This is a genomic window from [Mycobacterium] fortunisiensis (assembly GCF_019050325.1).
In the GTDB taxonomy this organism is placed as follows: domain Bacteria; phylum Actinomycetota; class Actinomycetes; order Mycobacteriales; family Mycobacteriaceae; genus Mycobacterium; species Mycobacterium fortunisiensis.
Window position 1 is genome coordinate 51,208 of sequence record NZ_VOMB01000014.1, and the last position, 23,358, is coordinate 74,565.

Below are 23,358 nucleotides of genomic sequence, written 5' to 3' on the forward strand. Positions count from 1 at the left end.
GAAATCGCCCAGAACACCATGTGTTCTGGGCGATTTCGTTATCGGTCTGCTCGCCGGGAGAACCGGCAGAACAAGCGACTACTTCAACTCGGCCGAGGACAGGCCCAGCAGGCGGCGGGCAACCACCAGCTGCTGGATCTGCTGCGTGCCTTCGAAGATGTCGAGGATCTTGGAATCCCGGGCCCACTTCTCCAGCAGCGTCTGCTCGGAATAACCGGTGGTGCCGGCCATCTCGACGGCCTTGAGGGTGATGTCGCTGGCCACCCGGGCGGCCTTGGCCTTACCCATCGAGGCTTCTTTGGAGTTGGGGATGCTGTTGTCGGCCTGCCACGCGGAGCGCACCGTCAACAGGTAACCGGCTTCCCAGTCGGCCTCCATGCGCAGGAACTCCGCGGCGGCGGCACTCTGCGCGTGGGCGGGCTTGTCGTAGGAGATCTCGATGCCGGCGTCGGTGAGGATCGCCCGCAGGTCCTCCAGTGCGGCGCGGGCGATGCCGACGGCCATGGCGGCCACGATCGGCCGGGTGTTGTCGAAGGTCTCCATGACCCCGGCAAAACCCTTCTCGACGTGGACCTCCGGGTCGCCCAGCAGGTTGTCCTTGGGGATGCGGGCGTTCTCGAAGCGGATCACCGCGGTGTCGGACGCCTTGATGCCCAGCTTGTGTTCGAGGCGTTCGACGGTGACCCCGGGGTGCTCGCGCGGCACGATGAACGACTTGATCGCCGCGCGGCCCAATGACTTGTCCAGCGTTGCCCACACCACGATGTGGGTGGCGCGGGAACCGGCGGTGACGAAGATCTTCTCGCCGTTGATCACGTACTCGTCGCCGTCGAGCACCGCGGTGGTGGTGACCGCCGCCGAGTCGGAGCCGAAGCCGGGCTCGGTGATGGCCATCGCGGCCCAGACGTCCTTGCCGAGCCGCTCGAGCTGCTCGGGGGTGGCCACCGAGGAGATGGCGGCGTTGCCCAGGCCCTGGCGCGGCACCGAGAGCAGCAAGGCGACATCGCCCCAACTGATCTCCAGCGCGTTCAGGAGCGCGGACATGTTGGCACCGTTGACGGTGACCTTCTCGCCCTTGGTGTTGGCGTCGTCGCGGAACGCCTCGGCGCCCGCGAACGAGATGGTCTTGGCCTCAGAGATGCCTTCGAAGAGCGTGGCCAGCGTGTCCAGTTCGACGGGGTAGGCGTGTTCGGCGAGATCGTACTTGCGTGAGATGGGGCGAAGCATCTCGGCGGCGCCCTGGTGGCCCTTCTCGATGACCGCCTGGAGCTTGCGGGGCATTTCCAGATTGATTGCCATGATTGGTCTTTCGGTTCCGATTGGGTATGACGGCTGGACTAGATGACTACGACACCCTCGGCGACGCCGATGGCCCGCAGGTCGCGGTACCAGCGCTCGACCGGATGTTCCTTGGTGTAACCGTGACCGCCCAGCAGCTGCACGCCGTCCAGGCCGATCTGCATGCCCTTGTCGGTGCCGAGCTTGCGCGCCAGCGCCGCCTCGCGGGCGAACGGCAGGCCCTGTTCGGCGCGAGCGGCGCCGCGCCAGGTGATCAGCCGCAGGCCGTCGAGCTCGATGGCGATGTTGGCGGTCATGAACGCCACCGACTGGCGGTGGGCGATCGGCTCACCGAATGCCTGGCGTTCCTTGATGTAGGGGATGACGTAGTCGAGCACCGCGTGTGACGTGCCGACGGCCAGTGCGGCCCAGCCCAGCCGGGACAACGCGATCGCCTCGCTGTAGTCCTCAGCGGACGCGCCGGCAGTGATTTCCTCGCCGCCGAGCCGGTTGGCCAGCGGCACCGCCACGTTGTCGAGCTCGACCTGGCCCAGGGCGGCGGCCCGGATACCCATGCTCGGATCGGCCTTGACCGTGAGCCCCGCCGAGGACGCCTCGACGATGAACAGCGCCGGCTTACCGTCCAATTGCGCTGCAACGATGAACAATTCGGCCTCGGCGGCGGCCGGGACCAGCGACTTGACCCCGGACAGGCGGTAACCGCTGGGGGTGCGTACCGCGGTGGTCTTGAGTGCGGTGGGGTCGAACAGGGCGTGCGGTTCGGCGATTGCAACGCAGGCCTGCGGCACGTTCTCGCCGGCGAATTCCTTGAGATAGGTGGCCTGCTGGTCGGCGCTGCCCCAGTGGGTCAGTGCCGAGGCGACGCCGCCGGGGGCCAGGATCGGCAGGGCCAGCCCCATGTCGCCGTAGGCAAGTGCCTCGGCGACCAGCACGTTGGTGACGGTGCTGCGGTGCTCGGCGATGCCGTCGAAGTCCTCGGGCACGTTGACCGCGGTGATGCCCAGCTCGGCGGCCTTGGCGATGAGGTCGGCGGGATAGGCCGCGGCCTCGTCGGCGTCGTGGGCGGCCGGGCGCAGGATCTCCTCGGCGAACTCGTTGACCGTGTCGACGATCATCTGCTGATCTTCGTCGGGGGTCAGGTCGAAGTAGTCGGCCCCGCTGGCCTTGAGCCGGGTCGGCGCCTTGCCGAGACCCTGGATCCGCTGGAACTGCCGGGTGGCGGCGCCTGCGGTCGAAAATACCTGTTTCACACCGTATTTCAGGCCGCGGTTGAGCGGGTCACGCAATCCGTAGCGGTCCAGGAACTCCTGGCCGACGAGGGGCGTGATCAGCGCCAACCCGATGTCGGTCGCTGTCCGCTTGTGCTTGTGCAGGCCGACCGCGCTCTGTTGGCCGGAGTGTGCGGGACGGGTGGGGGTGCCGTTCTTGGACGGCAGGGTGTTGGTCATTTTCAGCTGCCTCTGTTGGTCGTGGCGACGCATCTGACCGTATCTTACTCCGGAGTAAGGTACGGCATCTGTTACCAACCTCACACCCGTCCACGCCGCTGTTCAGCGGGCAGAAAGCCTGGTCAGCACCTCGGCATGCAGCCGTCCGTTGGTGGCCAGCGCGCTCCCGCCGTGCGGCCCGGCGGCACCGTCGATGTTGCTGAACGTGCCGCCGGCCTCCCGGATCAGGATGTCCAATGGCGCGATGTCCCACAGCTTCACCTCGGGCTCGCAGGCGATGTCCACGGCACCCTCGGCCACCATGCAGTACGACCAGAAATCGCCGTAGGCGCGCACCCGCCACACCGCGTCGGTCAGCGCGACGAAGCGCTCACGGCGGTCGTCCCATCCAGTGGTCAGATCCGAATACGACAAGCTGGCCGACGCCAGGTCCGCGACCCCGGACACTGAGAGTTTGCGCGTGGCCCCGGCGAACGAACCGAATGCGCCCTGACCCAGCCCGGCCCACCAGCGCCGGGCCAGCGCCGGAGCGCTGACTACCCCGACCACCGGGACACCGTCGTCGAGCAACGCGATCAACGTGCACCACACCGGCACGCCGCGGACGAAGTTCTTGGTGCCGTCGATCGGATCGATCACCCACTGGCGGCCGCTCAAAGTCGTTGTACCACCGAATTCTTCACCGAATACCGTGTCGTCCGGGCGGGCGGCGGCCAGCGCCGCGCGTAACGCTTCTTCGGCTCCCCGGTCGGCGTCGGTGACCGGGGTCAGATCGGGTTTGGTCTCGATGTGCAGATCCAGCGCACCGAAGCGATCCATGGTCAGCACGTCGGCCTGGTCGGCTAACTCGAGGGCCAATGCCAAGTCGTCTGCGACCGTGCTCATGCCTCGGCTCCCACTCGTTCCGGTCCTCGCTCGTGCCTCGCTGCGATCCTCGCTCGTGTTGACCTTCGGGAACTCATGCCTGCAGTCCTACCATGGCCTGGTGTGGGAAATCGGCATACTCCTGCTGCTGGTAGGAGCCATCGTGGTGCTGGCGGCGCCATGGATCATGCGGCGGCGGGGAATTCGCGGCGAACTGACGCACGGCACGTTGCTCGTGACGGGGGTGAGCCCGCGGCCGGATGCGACGGGGGAGCAGTACGTCACGATCACCGGTGTCATCACCGGGCCCACCGTCAGCGAGCACGTCGTGTACCAACGCATGGCAGTCGACGTCGACAACTGGCCGACGATGGGCGCGCTGATGCCGGTGGTGTATTCGCCGACCAACCCGGACAAGTGGGCGTTCGCGCCGGCAGCGGAGCCGCCAGCCTGAGCGTCGTCGTCAGCCCGGGTGGCTTGGGCTGACTTCGTCAGCCGTGAGCCACGCGGAGCAACTCCGCCACACTCGACAACTTCACCCGCGGCCGGCCCACTGATTCGCCAGCCGTCCGCTCATGGGTATCGATCAGTTGCCAGTGCGCGCCGGTCACCAGATCGGGCTGGTGTTCCAGCAGCCATCGGGCGAGTTCGTCGTCGTAATCGGGGCCGCGCTCGCCGACCTGCGCGGCGCCCAGATCGCCCAGCAGGGTGTCGACGGTCTCCTGGGAGTCCTTCTTGTTGCTGCCGATCACGCCGGACGGGCCCCGCTTGATCCAGCCCACCACGTATTCGTTGCGGCTGCCGTCGATCCGGCCATCGGTGTGCGGAATGGTGCCCGAGCGTTCGTCGAAGGGCAGGCCCGGGGTGGGCACGCCGCGGTAGCCGACCGCTCGCACCACCAACTGGACCGGTAACTCTTCGCGTTGGCCGGTGTCCTTGGCCACCACACGTCCGTCGGCGTCGCGGACAAGTTCGTTGCGGCCCAGCACAATCGACTCCACCCGATCCTCGCCGTGCAACTCGATGGGGGAGGTGCAGAACCGGAACACGATGCGGCGCTTGGCTTCTCGCGGTTGTTGATCGGCATACTTGCGCAGCACCCGGATGTTCTGTTTGACGGTCTTGCCGGCCGCCTCCAGGTCGTCGTCGGTGATACCGGCGAAATCGGCCGGGTCGAGGATGACGTCGACGTCGCCGAGCCCTTCGAGGTCGCCGAGTTCACGCAGTTCCAGGGTGGTGAACGTGGCCTGCAGCGGGCCCCGGCGGCCGATCACCACCACTTCCTCGACCCCGCGGGTGTCCAACGACGCCAGCGCATGGTCGGCGATGTCGGTGTTGGCCAGCGCCTCGGGATCGCTGACCAGGATGCGGGCCACGTCCAGGGCGACGTTGCCGTTGCCGACCACGACCGCGCGGCCGCCCGAGAGATTCGGAGCCATCCCGTCGAAGTGGGGGTGGGCGTTGTACCACCCGACGAAATCCACTGCCGCCACGCTGCCCGGCAACTCTTCTCCCGGGATGTGCAGGGCCCGGTCGGATTGCGCGCCGATCGCGTAGACCACCGCGTCGTAGCGTTGGGCCAACTCGGCCGGGGTGACGTGCTCGCCGATCTTGATGTTGCCGAAGAACCGGAATCGCGGATCGGCGGCGGTCTTGTCGAATTGCGCGCTGATCGACTTGATCTTCGGATGATCCGGAGCCACCCCCGAACGCACGAGCCCCCACGGGGTCGGCAGCATCTCGAGCATGTCGACGCGGACGTCGCGCTCGGCATCGGGGGAATCAGCGGACTTCAGTAGCGACGCGGCAGCAAAGAATCCAGAGGGGCCAGAACCGACGATCGCTACGTGATATGGGCGCATATGGTGCCTTCTTACGAGCCTGAAAAGCCGTTACGGCCCGTCCCACCACGCGCAAGGGGCTGTCGCGACGCGGTCGGGTCGGGTACCACCCGATGCTAAACACAGATCGCCCGCGCTGCCGCGAGTCGGCAGAACTGCCCCGGAAATGCCGGCAGGTACCCTGAACATTCGTGGATCCAGACCGCCAAGCCGCCGTAGCCGCACTCGACACCACCCTCACCACTGTGGAGCGGGTGCTCGACATCGATGGGCTGCGCCAGCGGATCGACATGCTCGAGCAGCAGGCCTCCGATCCGAACCTGTGGGACGACCAGACCCGGGCGCAGAAAGTCACCAGCGAGCTCTCGCACGCGCAGAACGAACTGCGCCGGGTGCAGGAGCTGCGCCAGCGCGTCGAGGACCTGCCGGTGCTGTTCGAGCTCGCGGCCGAAGAAGGGGGAGCCGACGAGCTCGCCGAAGCCGACACCGAATTGGCCAAGCTGCGCGAGGACATCGAGGCACTGGAAGTCCGCACCCTGCTCTCCGGTGAGTACGACGAGCGCGAGGCCGTCGTCACCATCCGCTCCGGCGCGGGTGGCGTCGACGCCGCGGACTGGGCCGAGATGTTGATGCGGATGTACATCCGGTGGGCCGAGAAGCATGACTACCCGGTCGAGGTGTTCGACACCTCCTACGCCGAAGAAGCCGGGATCAAGAGCGCCACCTTCGCCGTGCACGCCCCGTTCGCCTACGGCACCCTCTCGGTCGAGCAGGGCACCCACCGGCTGGTGCGGATCAGCCCGTTCGACAACCAGAGTCGACGTCAGACGTCGTTCGCCGATGTCGAGGTGCTCCCGGTCGTGGAAACCACCGACCACATCGAGATCCCCGAAGGGGACCTGCGCGTCGACGTGTACCGCTCCAGTGGTCCGGGCGGGCAGTCGGTGAACACCACCGACTCCGCGGTCCGGCTTACCCACATTCCCACCGGTATCGTGGTGACCTGTCAGAACGAGAAGTCCCAGTTGCAGAACAAGGTCGCCGCGATGCGAGTGCTGCAGGCAAGGCTGTTGGAGCGCAAGCGGTTAGAAGAACGCGCCGAGATGGATGCGCTCAAGGGTGACGGTGGCAGTTCCTGGGGCAACCAGATGCGGTCCTACGTGTTGCACCCCTATCAGATGGTGAAGGACTTGCGCACCGAGTACGAGGTCGGCAACCCGGCCACGGTGCTGGACGGAGACATCGACGGGTTCCTGGAGGCGGGGATCAGATGGCGCAACCGAAAAGATGACGACGACGACTAACACGCTGCTGGCCATCTCATTCGCCGACCGCTGGCACGATTTCTGGCGCGGCGAGATCGGCGTGTGGATCCTGACCACCGGGCTGCGGATCGCCCTGCTGCTCATCGGGGCATTACTCGCGGCGCGTTTCATCAACTGGGCTGCCCAGCGGGTGGTGCGCCGGATCGACGCCCAGTATCAGGAAAGCGATCAACTGGTGCGCTCGGAGAGCGCCAAGCACCGACAGGCCGTCGCCTCGGTCATCTCCTGGGTGTCGGTGGCACTGCTGTTCGTCATCGTCGCGGTCGAGGTCACCGACGCCCTCGCGGTGCCGATCGCCTCCCTGGTCGCCCCGGCGGCAGTGCTCGGCGCCGCACTGGGTTTCGGCGCGCAACGGATCGTGCAGGACCTGCTCGCCGGCTTCTTCATCATCACCGAGAAGCAGTACGGCTTCGGCGACCTCGTGCGGCTGACCATCACCGCCGCCAACGAAGCCGAGGGCACGGTCGAGGACGTCACGCTGCGGGTCACCAAGCTGCGGTCCTCCGAAGGCGAGATGTACACCGTGCCCAACGGGCAGATCGTCAAGGCGCTGAACCTGTCCAAGGACTGGGCACGAGCGGTGGTCGACATCCCGGTACCGGTGAGCGTCGACCTCAACCTGGTCAACGACGTGCTCAACGACGTGGCCGAGAAGGCCACCGAAGATCGCGAACTGTCCCGCCTGCTGCTCGACAAGCCGCAGCTGATGGGTGTCGAGAGCATCGGTCTGGACACCTTCAACTTGCAGCTGGTGGCACGCACGCTGCCGGGCAAGCAATTCGACGTGGGTCGACGCCTGCGGGTGCGGGTGGTGCGGGCGCTGCGGCGCGCCGGGGTGGTGACGTCCTCGGAGGCCTCGGTGGCCGCCGCCGGTGACGCCATCCATCCGAGCGCGGTGGCCGAGGCCCAGGGCGGCACGCCGCCGCAGAGCCCGGCGGAGGAGCCGAAGAAGTGAAGATCGACTTCAGCCGGGTGACCGACGCCGCCACCAGGATCTGGCGTGGCCGGCTGGGCCGGCTCCGCACCTCGACGGTGGTGCTGATCGTGGTGTTCATCGCGTTGTCGTGGGTGCAGCAGCAGTACCGCCCCGAGCAGGCCCCGCCCCAGACGCCCAACACACAGGTGGTGCCGCCGGGTTTCGTGCCCGATCCCGATTACACGTGGGTGCCGCGCACCAAGGTGGCGCCCCGCACGACGACGGAGACCACCGAGCCGACCGAGACCACGACCACCGAGCCGACGGAGACCACCGAGACCACCACCCCGGGTGCGCCGGGCCCGGAGACCACGACCGCGCCCGGGTCTCCGCGGACGACGGTGTTCGAACCCGACGGCCCCGGACTGCTGCCGCCGGTCACGTTGCCGGTGCTGCCGGGGGCTGGCCCGGCACCGACGGACGAGCAGCAGCAACCGGCCCAAGAGCCGGTGACGCCGACATTGCCGCGGTAGCGTGACCAGCCCAACGCCGTGCTCCGGCTACACTGGCGTGCCGTGATGATCACCCTCGACCACGTGACGAAGCACTACAAGTCGTCAGCGCGCCCGGCGCTCGATGACGTCTCGTTGAAAATCGACAAGGGTGAGTTCGTCTTTCTGATCGGCCCGTCGGGCTCGGGCAAGTCGACGTTCATGCGGCTGCTGTTGGCGGCCGAGACGCCCACCTCAGGCGACATCCGCGTCTCCAAGTTCCACGTCAACAAGCTCGCCGGCCGCCATGTGCCCAACTTGCGCCAGGTCATCGGCTGCGTGTTCCAGGATTTCCGGTTGCTGCAGCAGAAGTCGGTGTTCGAGAATGTCGCCTTCGCCCTGGAGGTGATCGGCAAGCGCGCCGACGTGATCAACCGCGTGGTACCGGACGTGCTGGAGATGGTGGGCCTGTCCGGCAAGGCCAACCGGTTGCCCAGCGAACTGTCCGGTGGCGAGCAGCAGCGTGTCGCCATCGCGCGGGCGTTCGTCAACCGCCCGCTGGTGCTGATCGCCGACGAGCCCACCGGAAACCTCGATCCCGAAACCAGCAAGGACATCATGGATCTGCTGGAACGGATCAACCGCACCGGGACCACGGTGCTGATGGCCACCCACGACCATCACATCGTCGACTCCATGCGCCAGCGGGTCGTCGAACTCGAACTCGGCCGGCTGATCCGTGATGAGCAGCGCGGCGTCTACGGAATGGATCGCTAAGTGCGCTTCGGCTTTCTTGTCAATGAAGTTCTGACCGGGCTTCGTCGCAACGTCACCATGACGGTGGCGATGATCCTGACCACCGCCATCTCGATCGGGTTGTTCGGTGGCGGCCTGCTGGTGGTGCGGTTGGCCGACCAGTCCCGTGACATCTACCTCGACCGCGTCGAGAGCCAGGTGTTCCTGACCGACGACATCTCGGCCAACGACCCCACCTGTGACGGTGACGCGTGCAAAGCGCTGTACCGCAAGATCGACGACCGCGACGACGTCCGGTCACTGCGCTTCCTCAATCGTGAGCAGGCCTACGACGACGCGATCAAGAAGTTCCCGCAGTACAAGGACGTGGCCGGCAAGGACGCCTTCCCGGCGTCGTTCATCGTCAAGCTCAACGACCCGGAGAAACACGAGGCGTTCGACAAGGCGATGCAGGGTCAGCCCGGCGTGCTCAACGTGCTCAACCAGAAAGACCTGATCGACCGGTTGTTCGCGGTGCTTGACGGGCTGTCCAGCGTGGCGTTCGCGGTGGCGCTGGTGCAGGCCATCGGCGCGGTGCTGTTGATCGCCAACATGGTCCAAGTGGCCGCGTACACGCGGCGCGCCGAAATCGGCATCATGCGCCTGGTCGGGGCGTCGCGCTGGTACACCCAGCTGCCGTTCCTGGTGGAAGCGGTGATCGCGGCGCTGATCGGTGTGGTGATCGCGATCGTCGGGTTGGTCGTGGTGCGTGCGGTGTTCCTGGAGAAGGCGCTCGACCAGTTCTACAAATCGAACCTGATCGCCCGCATCGACTACGCCGACATCGTGTTCATCTCACCGCTGCTGTTCTTCGTGGGCGTGGCGATGGCGGGTGTCTCGGCGTACGTGACGCTGCGGCTGTACATCCGAAGATGATGATGGCGAAGAAACCCGGCAAGCCCGACAAGGCCAACAACCACGTTGTGGCCAGCAACCGCAAGGCACGGCACAACTACACGATCCTCGACGTCTACGAGGCCGGCATTGCGTTGATGGGCACCGAGGTGAAAAGCCTGCGGGAAGGCCAGGCCTCCCTGGCCGACGCGTTCGCCACCGTCGACGACGGCGAGATCTGGTTGCGCAACGTCCACATCGCCGAGTACCACCACGGCACCTGGACCAACCACGCCCCGCGCCGCAACCGCAAGCTGCTGTTGCACCGCCGGGAGATCGACAATCTGATCGGCAAGATCCGCGACGGCAATCTGACCCTGGTGCCGCTGTCGATGTACTTCACCGACGGCAAGGTCAAAGTGGAGCTGGCGCTGGCCCGCGGTAAGCAGGCCCACGACAAACGCCAGGACCTGGCCAAGCGCGACGCCGACCGGGAGATCACCCGCGAGCTCGGCCGCCGCGCCAAGGGCATGGCCTGATCGATCTCCCCCTGCATCGCGAGCGTGCGCGTCTGCTGCCCGCCACTCCGTGTCGAGGCAGCATTCCGCGCACGCTCGGCGGCCGCCAACGGGCCGAAACCGCCACGGAATAATCACCTGGCATCCGCCGTTGGGTCTGGCGTACCATTGACTGTCCTGCCGAGAGTCGGCAGGGATGCGAGGGGCTGATCGGTTTCGACTTCGCGCATCGAATCAAGGGAAGCGTGCCGGTGCAGGCAAGAGACCACCGTAAGCGTCGTTGCAACCAATTAAGCGCCGATTCCAATCAGCGCGACTACGCACTCGCTGCCTAAGCGACTGCGTGTCTGTCAGACCGGGAACGCCCTCGGCCCGGACCCTGGCATCAGCTAGAGGGACCCACCCACGGGTTCGGTCGCGGGATCCGTGGGGACATCAAACAGCGACTGGGATCGTCATCTCAGCTTGTTCGCGTGACTGAGAGATCCGAGTAGAGGCACAGCGAACTGCGCACGGAGAAGCCTCGAGGAAGTGCCGTAGGACCCGGGTTCAATTCCCGGCAGCTCCACTGAGAAAGATGCAGGTCAGGGACGAGTTCCCTGACCTGTTTTCTTTTGCCGTCAATATTTCGCCGCGGCCGGGCAGCCACGTATCTGCAGACGCATGAGGTCCACTCCGCCTGGTTACGGGTTAGATTGGGGCAATGTTCTCTCGCCGCAAACGTGGCCCTCGGCAGGGCAGTGCGCGGTCAAGTGGTCGCTGGGTCGGGCTTGGCGCTACTGCACTTCTCGCCGCGGGCAGCCTGCTCGCCATTCCAAGCGCACCGGTGGCGTTCGCCGCCGACTGCTCCGACGCCGAGGTCGTCTTCGCCCGCGGCACCGATGAGCCACCCGGTCTCGGCCGGGTCGGCGATGCCTTCGTCGATTCGTTGCGCAAGCAGGCCGCCGGCCTGGACATCGCCACTTACGGGGTGAACTACAAGGCCAGCAAGCTGCAGCTGCACGGCGGTGACGGCGCCAAAGACGCGATCTCGCACATCAAGTCCACGTTGTCCTCGTGCCCCGACACCCAGATCGTGCTCGGCGGCTATTCGCAGGGCGCGAGCGTGATCAACATCGTGGCCGGTAACCCACTGGGTGGGATCACGTGGGGCGATTCGCTCCCGGCCGAGTATGCCGACAACGTCGCGGCGATCACCACGTTCGGCGACGTGGGCACCCGCACCAAGCAAACGATAGCGACCCAGAGCGCACTGTTCGGGTCCAAGGCGATCGACCTCTGTAACCCGATGGATCCGATCTGTCACGAGGGCCAGGGCAACGAATGGAGCGGCCACACCGAGGGCTATGTCCCGGTGTACACCACTCAGGCGGCGGCTTTCGCCGCGGCCAAGCTGCTGGCCGGGTCGGGGCAGACGCTGCCGGGTTACGGTCCGGTGCCCGGCTACGGGCCGGCACCCGGCTACGGCCCGGATACCTCGCTGCCAGGCCCGCCGTCGGAGTACGGTCCGGAGCCCGGATATGGCCTGCAGCCCCCTGGGGCGGCCCCGACGATCGTTCCTCCGGTCTCGTCAGCTGAAGTCGGTTTGGTGTCGGCGGTTCACTGACGAGGCCCCATCGATGTTCTTTGCGCAACGTGAGTTCGTGGCGTACGGCCCATCGCATCTGGTGGTGTTGGCGGTATTCGTCACGGGTGCGGCGCTGTTGGTCCTCATCGGCCGGCGGCAGACCGAGGCGCAGGCTCGAATCTTGAGCCGGGCCTTGGCGATTGCGCTCATCGCGGCGTTCGTCGTGGCGCTGTTCTACAAGTGGACCAAACCCAGCATCGACACCTCGATACCCCTGCAGTTGTGCGACCTCGCGGAACTGGTTGCGGCGTATGCCTTGTGGTCGCAACGACATTGGGCGTTCGTGCTCACCTACTTCTGGGGCCTGTTGCTGAGCTCGCAGGCGTTGCTCACGCCGGACATCGGTACGCCCGCCGAAGGTGCTCCGGATTTTCCCCATCACCTGTTCGTCACGTTCTTCACGCTGCACGTGCTCGTGGTGTGGTCGGCGGTCTATCTGACCTGGGGGCGCGGAATGCGGCCGCGGTGGCGTGACTACCGCTTCGCGGTCGTCACGACGCTGGGCTGGGTGGGGTTCACCCTCGTCTTCAACGCCGTGGCGGGAACCAACTACGGATACCTCAACCGCAAGCCGCCCACCGCGTCGGTGCTGGACGCGTTGGGCCCGTGGCCGGTCTATCTGCTGGCCGAAATCGTGATCGTCATCGTCGTGTGGGCGTTGATGACGTGGCCTTGGCAACGACGCGCTGTCCAGCTGTGAAAATGCTGTCAGCGGGCGCGTAAATCAGTTATTGACACCCAACACTTTGACGGGCTACGTATATTACGCGCGACGGCAATTTTGTATCGTCTGCGACCTGTCCCACGGGGCGACAGTGGCCTGATCGAAGGGGCGGGTTGTGCAGACCAAGCACGGCGGTATCGCGCGGTTCATCCATGCCATGGCGGTGCCGATCCTGCTCGGCTGGGTAGCCCTGACGGTCCTGACGAACGTCCTCGTGCCGCCGTTGGAGAAGGTCGGCGAGGAGAACACCGTCGGGTTGAGCGCCAAGGACGCGCCGGCGATGATCGCCATGCGCAAGATCGGCAGCAACTTCCAGGAATTCGATTCCGACAGCAATGCGATGGTGGTGTTGGAGGGGGAGCAGCCCCTGGGCGACGACGCCCACCACTACTACGACGGCATCGTCGACCAGCTTGAGGCCGACGCCACCCACGTGCAGCACGTGGCCGACTTCTGGGGCGACCCGCTGACCGCCTCGGGTGCGCAGAGCAACGACGGGAAGTCGGCCTACGTCCAGGTCTACCTGCGCGGCAACCAGGGTGAGACGCTGGCCAACGAGTCGGTGGCCGCGGTACGGGACATCATCGGGCAGTCCGCCCCGCCGCCGGGGGTCAAGGTGTTCGTCACCGGCGGGGCGCCGCTGGTTTCCGACCAGCACCACGCCGGCGACAAGAGCGTCGCCCGGGTCACCGCGGTCACGCTCGTGGTGATCGCGGTGATGCTGCTGTTGGTCTATCGCTCGGTGGGCACCATGATCCTGGTGCTGCTCATGGTGTTCCTGGAACTCGGGGCGGCGCGGGGCATCGTGGCGTTCCTGGCCCACAGCGGGATCATCGGGTTGTCGACGTTCGCGGTGAACCTGCTGACCCTGATGGTGATCGCTGCCGGGACCGATTACGCCATCTTCGCGATCGGGCGCTATCAAGAGGCGCGCGGTGCCGGTGAGGACCGAGAAGCCGCCTATTACACCATGTTCGGCGGGACGGCCCACGTGGTGCTGGGATCGGGTATGACGATCGCCGGCGCGATGCTGTGTCTCAGCCTCACCCGGCTGCCGTATTTCCAGACCATGGGTGTGCCGTGCGCGGTGGGCACCTTCGTCGCGGTGGTGGCCGCGCTGACGATGGGCCCGGCGGTCATCGTCATCGGGAGCCGGTTCGGCCGGTTCGAGCCCAAGCGCAGCATCCGCTCGCGTGGCTGGCGCCGGATCGGCATCGCGGTGGTGCGCTGGCCCGTGCCGATTCTGGCCGCGACGCTGGGTCTGGCGCTCATCGGGCTGCTGACGTTGCCGGGCTACAAGACCAATTACGACGCGCGCAAGTACCTGCCGTCGGACCTGCCGGCCACCGTCGGATATACCGCTGCCGAACGACATTTCAGTGCCGCACGGATGAATCCCGAACTGCTGATGGTCGAGACCGATCATGATCTGCGCAACCCGGCCGACTTTCTCGTCATCGACAAGATCGCCAAGGGCATCGTGCGGGTGCCCGGGGTGTCCCGGGTCCAGGCGATCACCCGGCCCAACGGCCGCCCGATCGAGCACACGTCGATCCCGTTCCTGCTCAGCCGGCAGGGCACGCTCAACACGATGAACCGGAAGTACCAGCAGGATCGGATGGACGACATGCTGGTCCAGGCCGCGGACATGCAGACCACCATCGACACGATGGAGCGGATGTCGCAGCTGACCCAGCAGATGGCCGACACCACGCACTCGATGGTCACCAAGACCAAGACGATGGCCCTCGACATCGGCGAATTACGGGCCAACATCGCCGATTTCGACGATTTCCTGCGGCCGATCCGCAACTACCTCTATTGGGAGCCGCACTGTTCTGCGGTCCCGCTGTGCTGGTCGCTCCGCTCGATCTTCGACACCCTCGACGGCATCGACACCATGACCGACGATGTTCAGGAACTGGTGCCCGAGTTGGAGCGGCTTGACACCTTGATGCCGCAGTTGGTGGTGTTGCTGCCCGCGCAGATCGAGACCATGAAGTCGATGAAGACGATGATGCTGACTCAGCGTGCCACGCAGGCCGGGCAGCAGGATCAGATGGCTGCGATGCAGGAGAATTCGACGGCCATGGGCAAGGCGTTCGACGAGGCCCGCAACGACGATACGTTCTACCTTCCGCCAGAAGCCTTCGACAACAAGGACTTCAAGCGAGGGATGAAAAACTTCATCTCGCCGGACGGAAAGTCGGTGCGGTTCATCATCAGCCACGAAGGTGATCCCGCGACGCCCGAGGGTGTCGACCATGTGGACCCGATCAAGCTGGCCGCCAAGGAAGCGCTCAAGGGCACACCGCTGGAAGGCTCCAGGATCTATCTGGCCGGAACCGCGGCGACGTACAAGGACATGCGCGACGGGTCGTTCTACGACCTCATCATCGCCGGAATCGCCGCGGTGTCACTGATTTTCATCATCATGCTGCTGATCACCCGCAGTATGGTGGCCGCGGCGGTGATCGTCGGAACGGTGCTGCTGTCCCTCGGCGCCTCTTTCGGCCTGTCGGTGCTGCTCTGGCAACATCTCCTGGGGCTGGAGTTGCACTGGATGGTGCTGGCGATGTCGGTCATCCTGCTACTGGCCGTGGGTTCCGACTACAACCTGCTGCTGGTGTCGCGGTTCAAGGAAGAACTGCACGGTGGGCTCAAGACCGGCATCATCCGTGCGATGGCCGGGACTGGTTCGGTGGTGACGTCGGCGGGCCTGGTGTTCGCGTTCACCATGGCGTCTTTCGCGTTCAGCGACCTCAAGGTGATGTCACAGGTGGGCACCACCATTGCACTGGGCCTGCTGTTCGACACCTTGATCGTGCGCTCGTTCATGACACCGGCGATCGCGGCGCTGTTGGGCCGGTGGTTCTGGTGGCCGCAGGTCATCCAGTCGGCGGCATCCAAGCGGCGCCTGGCCGCGCTGCAGGCCCCCACATACAAAGCGTCTGCACAGCCCCCACTTAATAAGCAGACCTAACATAATCGGTGGAAGTCGGAAAACCCGCTTCCGCTGACTGTTGACCGACGGGGCGATCCGCAGTCGAGTTCTGCAAGTCAAGAGGGGTTTCGAAGATGTTGAAGTCCATCGCTATCAGCGCCGCAGCGGCCGGAGCACTCGGGCTGGCGGCGCTCGGTATCGGCGCCGGCGTTGCCAACGCCGCACCGGCGCAGATCACCGGACCGGGTGTCGGCTGGGCCCAGCACCCTGGCTGGGGCCACGGCCACTGGGGCGGCCCGCCGCCGCCGCCACCGCCGCCGGTGTACGGAGGCGCCGGTTGGTATGGCGGATACGGTCCGCCCTCGGTCTGCGCCACCGGGCCGTTCCGGCTGGTCCAGGTCTGTAGCTGAATCCGACCACCGAAGGCAAGAGAAACTGCCCATGTGCGAGCGGATGCGCTCGCACATGGGCAGTTTCGTTTCGGCTACTTCTTGTTGCCGCCAGGTCGCGGCGGTGGCGGCGGCTTGGCCTTGGTGGTCGGCTCGAACTTGCCGCCCTTTTTCGGATCGAATGTACCGGCTCCTGCCATGGTGATCCCTCTCGCTCGTTTCGATAGTTCCACCACCACCCACCGTAGCGAGGATCGCGAGACGAGGCTCGCGCACGGTGATGAACAGCACAGATGCTGCAGCCGACGCGCCGTGTCGGTTGCGACACGGTCACGGGACGGTACCTTTCAATGCATCATTGGTCACATCGACAACATTGATCACTAACGTCACATCAGCCAACTGTGACGTCATGTCGACGTCCCTGTATTGGGAAGGTGTGACATGTCGCGACATCCTCGAGGTGCTTCGACGATGGCCGCGGCGGCCGCAATCGGACTCGTCGTCGCCGTTGTGGTGGCGCCGCCGGCAGCTGCCGAACCGTGCGAAGGCGCCGCCGCGGCGGCTCAACCCCTCCCGAACCAGGCTTTTCAGCTTCCCAAGCCGTCCCGGATCGCCCCGTTCAACCGCCCACTCGGGCACAAGCCCGTCGGCGCCAACGACTCGGCCCCGCTACCCAAACTCGGCCAGCTGCCGTTGGCCCTGCTCAAGGCGTTGATCCCGAACACCGGGCAGGTCAGGCAGAAAGCCGCAGTCGTGCCGGCGCCCAATCCCGGTGGCGGCCAACCTGTCCCGAACGTCGCGCAGCCGGCACCGGCTCCCGCTCCGGCACCTGCGGCGGCCCAGCCGGCCCCCGCGCAGCCACCGGGCACGTCCATCGTGGGGTGGGTGACCGGCCCGGACAGTCCCAACCAGACCATCAAACGTTTCGCCATCACCGGAACCGATCTGGGCATCATGTGGGACAACGGGGACCCGGCCAACCGTCAGGTGCTGATGGCCTTCGGTGACACCAACGGCTACTGCGGCATCCCGGGCAAGCAGTGGCGGTACAACGCGTTGTTCCGCAGCCAGGACGGCTCGCTGTCGAAGACCGTCGCGGTGCCCGACGGCGTGGTGGCCAACAAATATTCCGGCTCTCCGGTGTGGCGCCAGGGCATTTCCAAACAGATCATCAACAGCATCGGGCGCGCACCGGAAGAGACGGGCATCATTCCGACCGCGGGAATCGCGGTGGGGCGCAACCAGTATCTGAACTTCATGTCGATCCGGAACTGGGACAGCCCGGGAGCGTGGAGCACCAACTTCTCGGCCATCGCGATGTCGCCGGACAACGGGGAGAACTGGGGGGTGTACCCCGGGACGATCCGTCCGCCCAGCGGAGGTAACGAGAATTTCCAGATGGGCGCGTTCCTCAAACCGGGCCCCGGCGATCCCTACATCTACACGTTCGGCACTCCGAACGGGCGCGGCGGATCGGCCTACCTCGCCCGGGTGGCACCGGGTCTCATTCCGGATCTCACCAAATACGAGTACTGGAACGCCGACAACAACGCCTGGGTGCCGGGCAATCCGGCGGCGGCGACACCGGTGATCCCGGGGCCGGTGAGTGAAATGTCGGCGCAGTACAACACCTACCTCAAGCAGTACCTGGTGCTCTATGGCAACGGGGCCAACGACGTCGTGATGCGCACCGCGCCGGCGCCACAGGGACCGTGGGGCCCGGAGCAGCTGATCGTGCCGTCGTCGCAGATCCCGGGGGGTATCTACGCGCCGTATCTGCATCCGTGGTCCACCGGCAAGGAGCTGTACTACAACCTGTCGCTGTGGTCGGCCTACAACGTCATGCTGATGAAGACGGTGCTGCCCTGACCTGTTCTTCGAGCTCGTGCAGCGACGCCAGCAGCGACTCGAGCCCGTATTCGAACACCGCGTCGTAGTCGGTGGGGGACTGCAGCGCGGCCACGAGTTCCTGATCGGGCCAGTCGGCGGTCCACAGGGTCGGGTCCTCCTCCTGATGTTGGGGACCGCGGACGGCCGAAAACTGCATCACCGCAGAGGAGATCACGTGCACCTGGATGGCGCGCAGCACCAGTGCGGCCTGGGTCCCGGTGATGCCGAGCGCGGCGAGCTCGGCGGCAAGGCGCTGTTGCACCGGTAGGAACAACGTCGGGGTCCGGTCCCGTTCGTGGGCGATCGCCAGCAGATGCTGGCGCCGGATCAGCAGGCTGCGCTGGTTGCGGGCCAGCGCGGCGATCCGCTCGGCCGCGCCGGCCCCGTGCACGGGCAGCCCGTCCATCTCGGCCAGCAGCCGGTCGACCAGGCTGTCGAAGAGCGCATCGCGGCCGCCCACGTGCCAGTAGATGGAGGTGGCGGCCACCCCGATGCGCTCGGCGAGCGCGCGCATTGAAAACGCCTCCACCCCACGTGTTTCGATGAGGATTGCGGCCGCGTCGAGGATGCTCTCGGCGTCGACGGCCTTCGGCTTCGGGCTCATCCGGCGGCTTCGGTGACGCGTTCGGACTCGGGCAGGTCGAGGTAGCGCTCGAGGTGGCGATGCATGTTGATGATGCGGCGCTCCTCGCCCGACAGCACCAGGTGGGTGAAACCCGGTTGGTGCAGGCCACGTTGCAGGCCGGTGAGCACGGCGATGTCCTGGCTCATCACCACGCCCGGGTGCGCATCCTCGGCGGTCATCCGGACGTCGGCCGGTATGGTCCGCGGCGCCTGGGCCGGCATGCGGGTCATCAGTGTCATCACGAGCTGCCCTCGGTCGGGGTCGGGTCCGGGCAATGATGTCATGACCGTGAGGTGGTCGGCACTGGCCAGCACCGTCATGTTGGGGAAGATGTTGTACTGGTGCAGGCACATCACCTGGTCGGTACTGGCCCAGCTGATGTCGACGCCTCGTCCGGCGGCGAATTCCCTGATCTGACAGGCGATCACGTCGGCCACGGTTTGGCCGGGGGCCTGCCGGTCCCGGGGGAACGGGGTACCGTCGGCGACGCCCATCAGCGCGCCCTGGGTGCAGACGTAGGCATCCCAGACGTCTTCGTCGCCCAGCGTGTCCGCCAGTCGGGGGCTGGGCACCCCGTAGAGCGACTCAGATTTTCCGGTGTGCCCCCAGATCGTCTGCGGTGCGTACACGTCGTCCATGCACCGGTGCAGTTCGGGGTGCAGCGTCTGCACGTGGTAGGTCTCGCTGTAACCGTCGGCGATGGTCTTCCAGTTGGCTTCGACGTCGATGGTCATCGTTGCGTAGCAGCGGAAGTCGCCCAGCCCGCACCACGCGATGTCGCCGGGAACCGCCTCCAGGTAGTCGGCCAGAGGCATCGCGGACATGTCGAGGTTGACGAAGACCAACCGCTCCCAGGTGTCGACCCGCACCGGTACCAGCGGGAACTCGGACAGGCGTACCGCGCCGAAGCCCTTGCGGTTCGGGATCCGGGTGAGCGTGCCGGCCAGGTCCCAAGTCCAGCCGTGGTAGCCGCATTTGAGCTCCCGCAGCGCTGTGCCGGAGCCGCTGCACAGCGCGTTGCCGCGGTGACGGCAGGCATTCTGGAAGGCGCGCAGCACGCCGTCGTCGCCCCGGACGATCAGTACTGAATAAGGGCCGCATCGGTATTCGAAGTAGTCGCCGGGTTCGGCCACGTGGTCGACGGTGCAGGCGCACTGCCAGACCCGCGGCCACATCCGCTGCACTTCTGACTCGGCGAACGCGGCGGAGTAGTAGCGATCCGCCGGCACCAGGGTGGGGTGAGCCGGTGGGTCACCGATCGCGTCCATCCGCCGCGGGTGATCGGTGTGCGTTGAGCTCAGAGCCATGGAGTGCCCCCCGGTGCGAAGATCGAAAACTAGGCACGGACGTTTTGTAACGGTGTTACATTGCCACCGTAGCGGCCTCCACGCCTCAAGGGAGCAAAAACGTGTTCGATATCAAGATCACCGGTGGAACCGTTGTCGACGGGACCGGTGCCGACCGGTTCACCGCCGATGTCGCCATCCGGGACGGGAAGATCGTCGAGGTGCACCGGCGTGGTGCCGGCGACCCCGCGCTGGCCGGCGAGGCGGCCGAAACCATCGATGCCACAGGAAAGATCGTGGCGCCCGGTTTCGTCGACATCCACACGCACTACGACGGACAGGTCAGCTGGGACGACGTTCTCGAACCGTCGAGCAACCACGGCGTCACCACGGTGGTGGCCGGCAACTGCGGTGTCGGATTCGCCCCGGTCCGGCCCGGGTCCGAGGATTGGCTGATCTCACTGATGGAGGGAGTGGAGGACATCCCCGGCACCGCCCTGACCGAGGGGATCACCTGGGGTTGGGAAACGTTCGGCGAATACCTCGACGTCGTCGGTAAGCGTGAGCTGGCCGTGGACATGGGGACCCAGATCGCCCACGGTGCCGTTCGGGCGTACGCGATGGGCGAGCGCGGGGCCCGCAACGAACCGGCCACGCCCGACGACATCAAGGCCATGGCGCACCTGGTGCAGGAGGCGATCGAGGCTGGTGCGCTTGGCTTCTCGTCGTCGCGCACCCTGGCGCACCGGGCCATGGACGGTGAGCCGGTGCCCGGTACGTTCGCCGCCGAGGACGAACTGTTCGCCCTGGGCAGGGCGGCCGCCGCCGGTGGAGCGGCAGTGTTCGAACTGGCCCCGCAGGGCGCGGCCGGCGAGGATATCGTCGCGCCCAGGACGGAACTGGAATGGATGCGCCGCCTCGGCGAGGAGATCGACTGCGCACTGAGCTTCGCGCTGATCCAGGTCGACGCCGATCCCAATCTGTGGCGCGAGCAACTTGAGTTGTCGGCAGCGGCGCATCAGGCCGGCAGCCGGTTGTTCCCGCAGGTCGCCGCACGGCCGTTCGGCATGCTGCTGGGCTTCCCCGGCCACCACGCCTTCACCCATCGTCCGACCTACCGGCGTCTGCAAGCCGAGTGCAGCCGTGCGGACATGGCCGAGCGGCTGGCGGATCCGCAAGTACGCGCGGCGATCCTGGCTGAAGAGGACCTGCCGATCGACCCGAACAAGCTTTTCGACGGCATGTTCATGCTCGCGCAGAATGCGGCAAATCGCCTGTACCACATCGGAGAGCCGCCAGATTACGAGCCGACCGAGGAGCGTACGGTCGCCGTGATCGCCAAGGCGCGCGGCGTGGACGAGTTGGCCGCGATGTACGACCTGATGCTCGAGGGGAACGCCGGCGCCATGCTGATGTACCCGATGTTCAACTACGCCGACGGCAACCACGACGCGATCCGCGAGATGCTGACCCACCCGGCCGGGGTGTTGGGGCTGTCAGACGGGGGCGCGCACTGCAGCATGATCTGCGACGCCTCCTACCCGACGTTCCTGCTGACACACTGGGCCCGGGACCGGCACCGCGGGGAGAAACTGCCGCTGGAGTACGTGGTGCGCAAGCAGGCCAACGACACAGCGCAATTGTTCGGCATGACCGACCGCGGTGTCATCGCAGTGGGCAAGAAGGCCGACGTCAACGTGATCGACCTGGACGCGCTGACCCTGCACGCGCCCAGGATGGCCTATGACCTGCCGGCCGGCGGCAACCGTCTGGTGCAGGGGGCCTCCGGCTACGACGCCACCATCGTCAGCGGCACCATCACTCGTCGTCACGGTGCCGACACCGGCGCCCGTCCAGGCCGGCTGGTACGTGGGAACCGCTGACCGATAGGGTTTTTCGCCATGGCGGATTTCCGTTACGACCCGCGTCAGCGCCCGGCTCAACCTCAGGCACCCGCTGCCGACGCCTTCACGACCCACACAGCCGTTGTCGCCGAAGGGGTTTCGCTGGCGTATGTGCACGAGGGCGTCGGTGGTGTGCCGCTGCTGCTGATCCACGGCTATCCGGAGACCAAGCGGATCTGGTGGCGCAACATCGCGGCCCTGGCCGCGGCCGGCTTCGAGGTCATCGTCCCTGATCTGCGCGGGATGGGCGACAGTGACGTTCCCCCCGACGATCGACATGACCTCGTGACGTACTCGCGTGACCTCCACGCGCTGGTCCACGACCGCCTGGGTCATGACTCCTGCGTGATCGCCGCGGGTGATGTGGGCGGTGTGGTGGGCACCGACATGGTGCACCGTTATCCCGGATTCATCGAGGGCTTCTGCATTTTCAACACCGTGCCGCCGATGGGCGTCGACTATTCGGGGATCGCGGCCCAGTACCCGGCCTCGGTTGCCGGTGCCCCGGATCCGACCGCCGACTACCGCTGGATGCAGGGCGCCTTTCCGGACGAACTCGCGGCGATGCTGCCCACCCCCGAGGCTCGCCGGCAGTGGGTCGCGGCGATGTATACCAATCGACTGTGGGGTTCGCGCAACGCCTTCGGTCAGTCCGACGTCGACTTCATGACCGAGCCATTCGCCGCGGAAGCGCAGTTGCGGGCGGGCTGGGCCTCCTATCAACTGGCCTACGGCCGCGAGATGTCCGAGATACCGCTGATGGACGCGGTCGACGTGCGCACGCTGGTGCTCTACGGACCCGAGGACCAGGCGCTCGGTGAGGATTTCGTACCCAAGTGTGAGCGCGCGTTCCGAAATCGAATCGGCCCGTTGGTGATTCCCGGGGCAGGACACTTCGTGCAGTGGGAACGCGCCGACATCTTCAATCAGTTGCTACCGGCGGTGTTCGGCGACCTCATTGCCGCCCACCGGGCGGCTGGGCCAGAATTGCCCCGCCCAGCCAGCGTCTGAGGAAGCGCCGCAGCTCTTCTCGGCTCCGGCCGGGCTCGTTGGGTGCGACGAAGAACGACACCATGGTGCGCAGCGTGAATTCCACGAGTTCGCGCAGCGCGGACTCGTCGTAGCCGTACTTCCCCCAGTCGACATCGAAGCGGGTGATCATCCGCATGCCGAAGGCCTGGCCCTCGTCGGAGGCGACATTGACCGAAGTGGCTGCGGCCTGTGGCCCGGACAGCATGACGCGGATCTGCGGGGTGCGGGTGACCTCTTCCAGGGTGAACATGACACCTTCGACCATCGCCTCGGCCGGATCGGTGATGCCGCGCACGTTCTCGGCGAGCCGGTCGAGGAAGCCGTCGACCGTGGCGATGGCCGCCGCGTGCATCAGGGCCTCGGCGGTGGGGAAGTAGCGGTACACGGTCTGGCGGATGACGCCGAGCGAGGCCGCGACGTCGGCGATGCTGACCCCGGTGCCGGTTTCGGCGATCAACTCCACGGCGGCGCTCACGATGCGCTCGGAGGCCTCTTCGTCGCTGGCCGGTGGCCGTCCGTCCCACCCGCGTCTACGCGCCATCGTCGGGACTTTCGGCCGGCAGCATCCCAGCAGGATATCGCCCCGAACGTTGACGTCCCGTA

At 66.3% G+C, this 23,358-nt stretch carries 21 protein-coding genes and 1 other RNA gene; 15 read left to right on the forward strand and 7 right to left on the reverse strand.

Annotated features, from left to right (window positions below; translation table 11 throughout):
* Positions 1-78: 78 nt before the first annotated feature.
* The 3 genes from FR943_RS09920 to hisN form a co-directional block, all read right to left on the reverse strand.
* Entirely contained in the window at positions 79-1,299 is a 1,221-nt protein-coding gene (locus FR943_RS09920; protein ID WP_217156448.1) for an acyl-CoA dehydrogenase family protein, read from the reverse strand.
* Between the two features lie 38 nt (positions 1,300-1,337).
* Positions 1,338-2,747: an acyl-CoA dehydrogenase family protein gene (locus tag FR943_RS09925; RefSeq protein ID WP_217156450.1), complete on the reverse strand. Its 1,410-nt coding sequence runs from the start codon at positions 2,745-2,747 to the stop codon at positions 1,338-1,340.
* A 102-nt stretch (positions 2,748-2,849) separates the two neighbouring features.
* Positions 2,850-3,632 (reverse strand): histidinol-phosphatase, encoded by a 783-nt coding sequence (hisN, locus tag FR943_RS09930; protein WP_217156452.1) that lies wholly within the window; start codon positions 3,630-3,632, stop codon positions 2,850-2,852.
* Positions 3,633-3,732: 100 nt separating this feature from the next.
* Here hisN and FR943_RS09935 point away from each other — a divergent pair, with 100 nt between their 5' ends.
* Positions 3,733-4,065: a hypothetical protein gene (locus FR943_RS09935; RefSeq protein ID WP_217156454.1), complete on the forward strand. Its 333-nt coding sequence runs from the start codon at positions 3,733-3,735 to the stop codon at positions 4,063-4,065.
* 37 nt (positions 4,066-4,102) lie between these two features.
* On the opposite strand, the gene FR943_RS09940 is transcribed toward FR943_RS09935, so the two are convergent.
* Positions 4,103-5,473: an FAD-dependent oxidoreductase gene (locus FR943_RS09940; protein WP_217156456.1), complete on the reverse strand. Its 1,371-nt coding sequence runs from the start codon at positions 5,471-5,473 to the stop codon at positions 4,103-4,105.
* A 170-nt stretch (positions 5,474-5,643) separates the two neighbouring features.
* Between FR943_RS09940 and prfB the strand changes: the two genes are divergently transcribed.
* From prfB to FR943_RS10000, 12 genes are all read left to right on the forward strand, one after another.
* Positions 5,644-6,756 carry a peptide chain release factor 2 gene (prfB, locus tag FR943_RS09945; protein ID WP_217156458.1) on the forward strand — a complete coding sequence of 371 codons (1,113 nt, stop codon included), beginning with the start codon at positions 5,644-5,646 and terminating at the stop codon, positions 6,754-6,756.
* Complete coding sequence (locus tag FR943_RS09950) at positions 6,740-7,732, forward strand: mechanosensitive ion channel family protein (protein ID WP_217156460.1); 993 nt, start codon at positions 6,740-6,742, stop codon at positions 7,730-7,732. The genes prfB and FR943_RS09950 overlap by 17 nt, the downstream gene beginning before the upstream one ends.
* Positions 7,729-8,226, forward strand: coding sequence for an Rv3103c family proline-rich protein (locus FR943_RS09955; protein WP_217156462.1), 498 nt, complete (start codon positions 7,729-7,731; stop codon positions 8,224-8,226). The genes FR943_RS09950 and FR943_RS09955 overlap by 4 nt, the downstream gene beginning before the upstream one ends.
* A 45-nt stretch (positions 8,227-8,271) precedes the next feature.
* Entirely contained in the window at positions 8,272-8,961 is a 690-nt protein-coding gene (gene ftsE, locus FR943_RS09960) for a cell division ATP-binding protein FtsE (protein ID WP_217156558.1), read from the forward strand.
* Positions 8,962-9,855, forward strand: coding sequence for a permease-like cell division protein FtsX (gene ftsX / locus FR943_RS09965; protein ID WP_217156464.1), 894 nt, complete (start codon positions 8,962-8,964; stop codon positions 9,853-9,855).
* Positions 9,855-10,352: an SsrA-binding protein SmpB gene (gene smpB, locus FR943_RS09970; RefSeq protein WP_372448100.1), complete on the forward strand. Its 498-nt coding sequence runs from the start codon at positions 9,855-9,857 to the stop codon at positions 10,350-10,352. Before ftsX ends, smpB begins: the two co-directional genes overlap by 1 nt.
* A gap of 181 nt (positions 10,353-10,533) precedes the next feature.
* Positions 10,534-10,902, forward strand: a transfer-messenger RNA (tmRNA) gene (ssrA, locus tag FR943_RS09975).
* 132 nt (positions 10,903-11,034) lie between these two features.
* Positions 11,035-11,937: a cutinase family protein gene (locus FR943_RS09980; RefSeq protein ID WP_217156468.1), complete on the forward strand. Its 903-nt coding sequence runs from the start codon at positions 11,035-11,037 to the stop codon at positions 11,935-11,937.
* Positions 11,938-11,950: 13 nt separating this feature from the next.
* Complete coding sequence (locus FR943_RS09985) at positions 11,951-12,658, forward strand: YwaF family protein (protein WP_217156469.1); 708 nt, start codon at positions 11,951-11,953, stop codon at positions 12,656-12,658.
* A gap of 181 nt (positions 12,659-12,839) precedes the next feature.
* On the forward strand, positions 12,840-15,665 hold the full coding sequence (locus FR943_RS09990) for an MMPL/RND family transporter (RefSeq protein WP_217156566.1): 2,826 nt from the start codon (positions 12,840-12,842) through the stop codon (positions 15,663-15,665).
* 95 nt (positions 15,666-15,760) lie between these two features.
* The gene (locus FR943_RS09995; protein ID WP_217156471.1) at positions 15,761-16,036 is read left to right on the forward strand and encodes a hypothetical protein; all 276 of its coding nucleotides are present in this window, start codon (positions 15,761-15,763) and stop codon (positions 16,034-16,036) included.
* Between the two features lie 453 nt (positions 16,037-16,489).
* Positions 16,490-17,887 carry a glycoside hydrolase family 183 protein gene (locus FR943_RS10000; RefSeq protein WP_217156473.1) on the forward strand — a complete coding sequence of 466 codons (1,398 nt, stop codon included), beginning with the start codon at positions 16,490-16,492 and terminating at the stop codon, positions 17,885-17,887.
* Here the strand turns inward: FR943_RS10000 and FR943_RS10005 are convergent.
* A complete protein-coding gene (locus FR943_RS10005; protein WP_217156475.1) occupies positions 17,859-18,512 on the reverse strand; it encodes a TetR/AcrR family transcriptional regulator in 654 nt (217 codons plus the stop codon). The two genes, FR943_RS10000 and FR943_RS10005, sit on opposite strands and share 29 nt — an antisense overlap.
* Positions 18,509-19,840: an aromatic ring-hydroxylating oxygenase subunit alpha gene (locus FR943_RS10010; protein ID WP_217156477.1), complete on the reverse strand. Its 1,332-nt coding sequence runs from the start codon at positions 19,838-19,840 to the stop codon at positions 18,509-18,511. The genes FR943_RS10005 and FR943_RS10010 overlap by 4 nt, the downstream gene beginning before the upstream one ends.
* A gap of 101 nt (positions 19,841-19,941) precedes the next feature.
* On the opposite strand from FR943_RS10010, the gene FR943_RS10015 reads away from it, so the two are divergent.
* Both FR943_RS10015 and FR943_RS10020 read left to right on the forward strand, forming a co-directional pair.
* On the forward strand, positions 19,942-21,702 hold the full coding sequence (locus FR943_RS10015) for an N-acyl-D-amino-acid deacylase family protein (protein ID WP_217156479.1): 1,761 nt from the start codon (positions 19,942-19,944) through the stop codon (positions 21,700-21,702).
* A gap of 18 nt (positions 21,703-21,720) precedes the next feature.
* Positions 21,721-22,734: an alpha/beta fold hydrolase gene (locus FR943_RS10020; RefSeq protein WP_217156481.1), complete on the forward strand. Its 1,014-nt coding sequence runs from the start codon at positions 21,721-21,723 to the stop codon at positions 22,732-22,734.
* On the opposite strand, the gene FR943_RS10025 is transcribed toward FR943_RS10020, so the two are convergent.
* Positions 22,679-23,296 carry a TetR/AcrR family transcriptional regulator gene (locus FR943_RS10025; RefSeq protein ID WP_217156482.1) on the reverse strand — a complete coding sequence of 206 codons (618 nt, stop codon included), beginning with the start codon at positions 23,294-23,296 and terminating at the stop codon, positions 22,679-22,681. The genes FR943_RS10020 and FR943_RS10025 overlap by 56 nt on opposite strands.
* Positions 23,297-23,358 lie beyond the last annotated feature (62 nt).

Coding starts and splice junctions, on each gene's coding strand:
- FR943_RS09920 (WP_217156448.1), bottom strand. CDS start 1,299: ATGGCAATCAATCTGGAAATGCCCCGCAAGCTCCAGGCGGTCATCGAG.
- FR943_RS09925 (WP_217156450.1), bottom strand. CDS start 2,747: ATGACCAACACCCTGCCGTCCAAGAACGGCACCCCCACCCGTCCCGCA.
- hisN (WP_217156452.1), bottom strand. CDS start 3,632: ATGAGCACGGTCGCAGACGACTTGGCATTGGCCCTCGAGTTAGCCGAC.
- FR943_RS09940 (WP_217156456.1), bottom strand. CDS start 5,473: ATGCGCCCATATCACGTAGCGATCGTCGGTTCTGGCCCCTCTGGATTC.
- FR943_RS09950 (WP_217156460.1), top strand. CDS start 6,740: ATGACGACGACGACTAACACGCTGCTGGCCATCTCATTCGCCGACCGC.
- ftsE (WP_217156558.1), top strand. CDS start 8,272: ATGATCACCCTCGACCACGTGACGAAGCACTACAAGTCGTCAGCGCGC.
- smpB (WP_372448100.1), top strand. CDS start 9,855: ATGATGGCGAAGAAACCCGGCAAGCCCGACAAGGCCAACAACCACGTT.
- FR943_RS09980 (WP_217156468.1), top strand. CDS start 11,035: ATGTTCTCTCGCCGCAAACGTGGCCCTCGGCAGGGCAGTGCGCGGTCA.
- FR943_RS09985 (WP_217156469.1), top strand. CDS start 11,951: ATGTTCTTTGCGCAACGTGAGTTCGTGGCGTACGGCCCATCGCATCTG.
- FR943_RS09990 (WP_217156566.1), top strand. CDS start 12,840: ATGGCGGTGCCGATCCTGCTCGGCTGGGTAGCCCTGACGGTCCTGACG.
- FR943_RS09995 (WP_217156471.1), top strand. CDS start 15,761: ATGTTGAAGTCCATCGCTATCAGCGCCGCAGCGGCCGGAGCACTCGGG.
- FR943_RS10000 (WP_217156473.1), top strand. CDS start 16,490: ATGGCCGCGGCGGCCGCAATCGGACTCGTCGTCGCCGTTGTGGTGGCG.
- FR943_RS10005 (WP_217156475.1), bottom strand. CDS start 18,512: ATGAGCCCGAAGCCGAAGGCCGTCGACGCCGAGAGCATCCTCGACGCG.
- FR943_RS10010 (WP_217156477.1), bottom strand. CDS start 19,840: ATGGCTCTGAGCTCAACGCACACCGATCACCCGCGGCGGATGGACGCG.
- FR943_RS10020 (WP_217156481.1), top strand. CDS start 21,721: ATGGCGGATTTCCGTTACGACCCGCGTCAGCGCCCGGCTCAACCTCAG.
- FR943_RS10025 (WP_217156482.1), bottom strand. CDS start 23,296: ATGGCGCGTAGACGCGGGTGGGACGGACGGCCACCGGCCAGCGACGAA.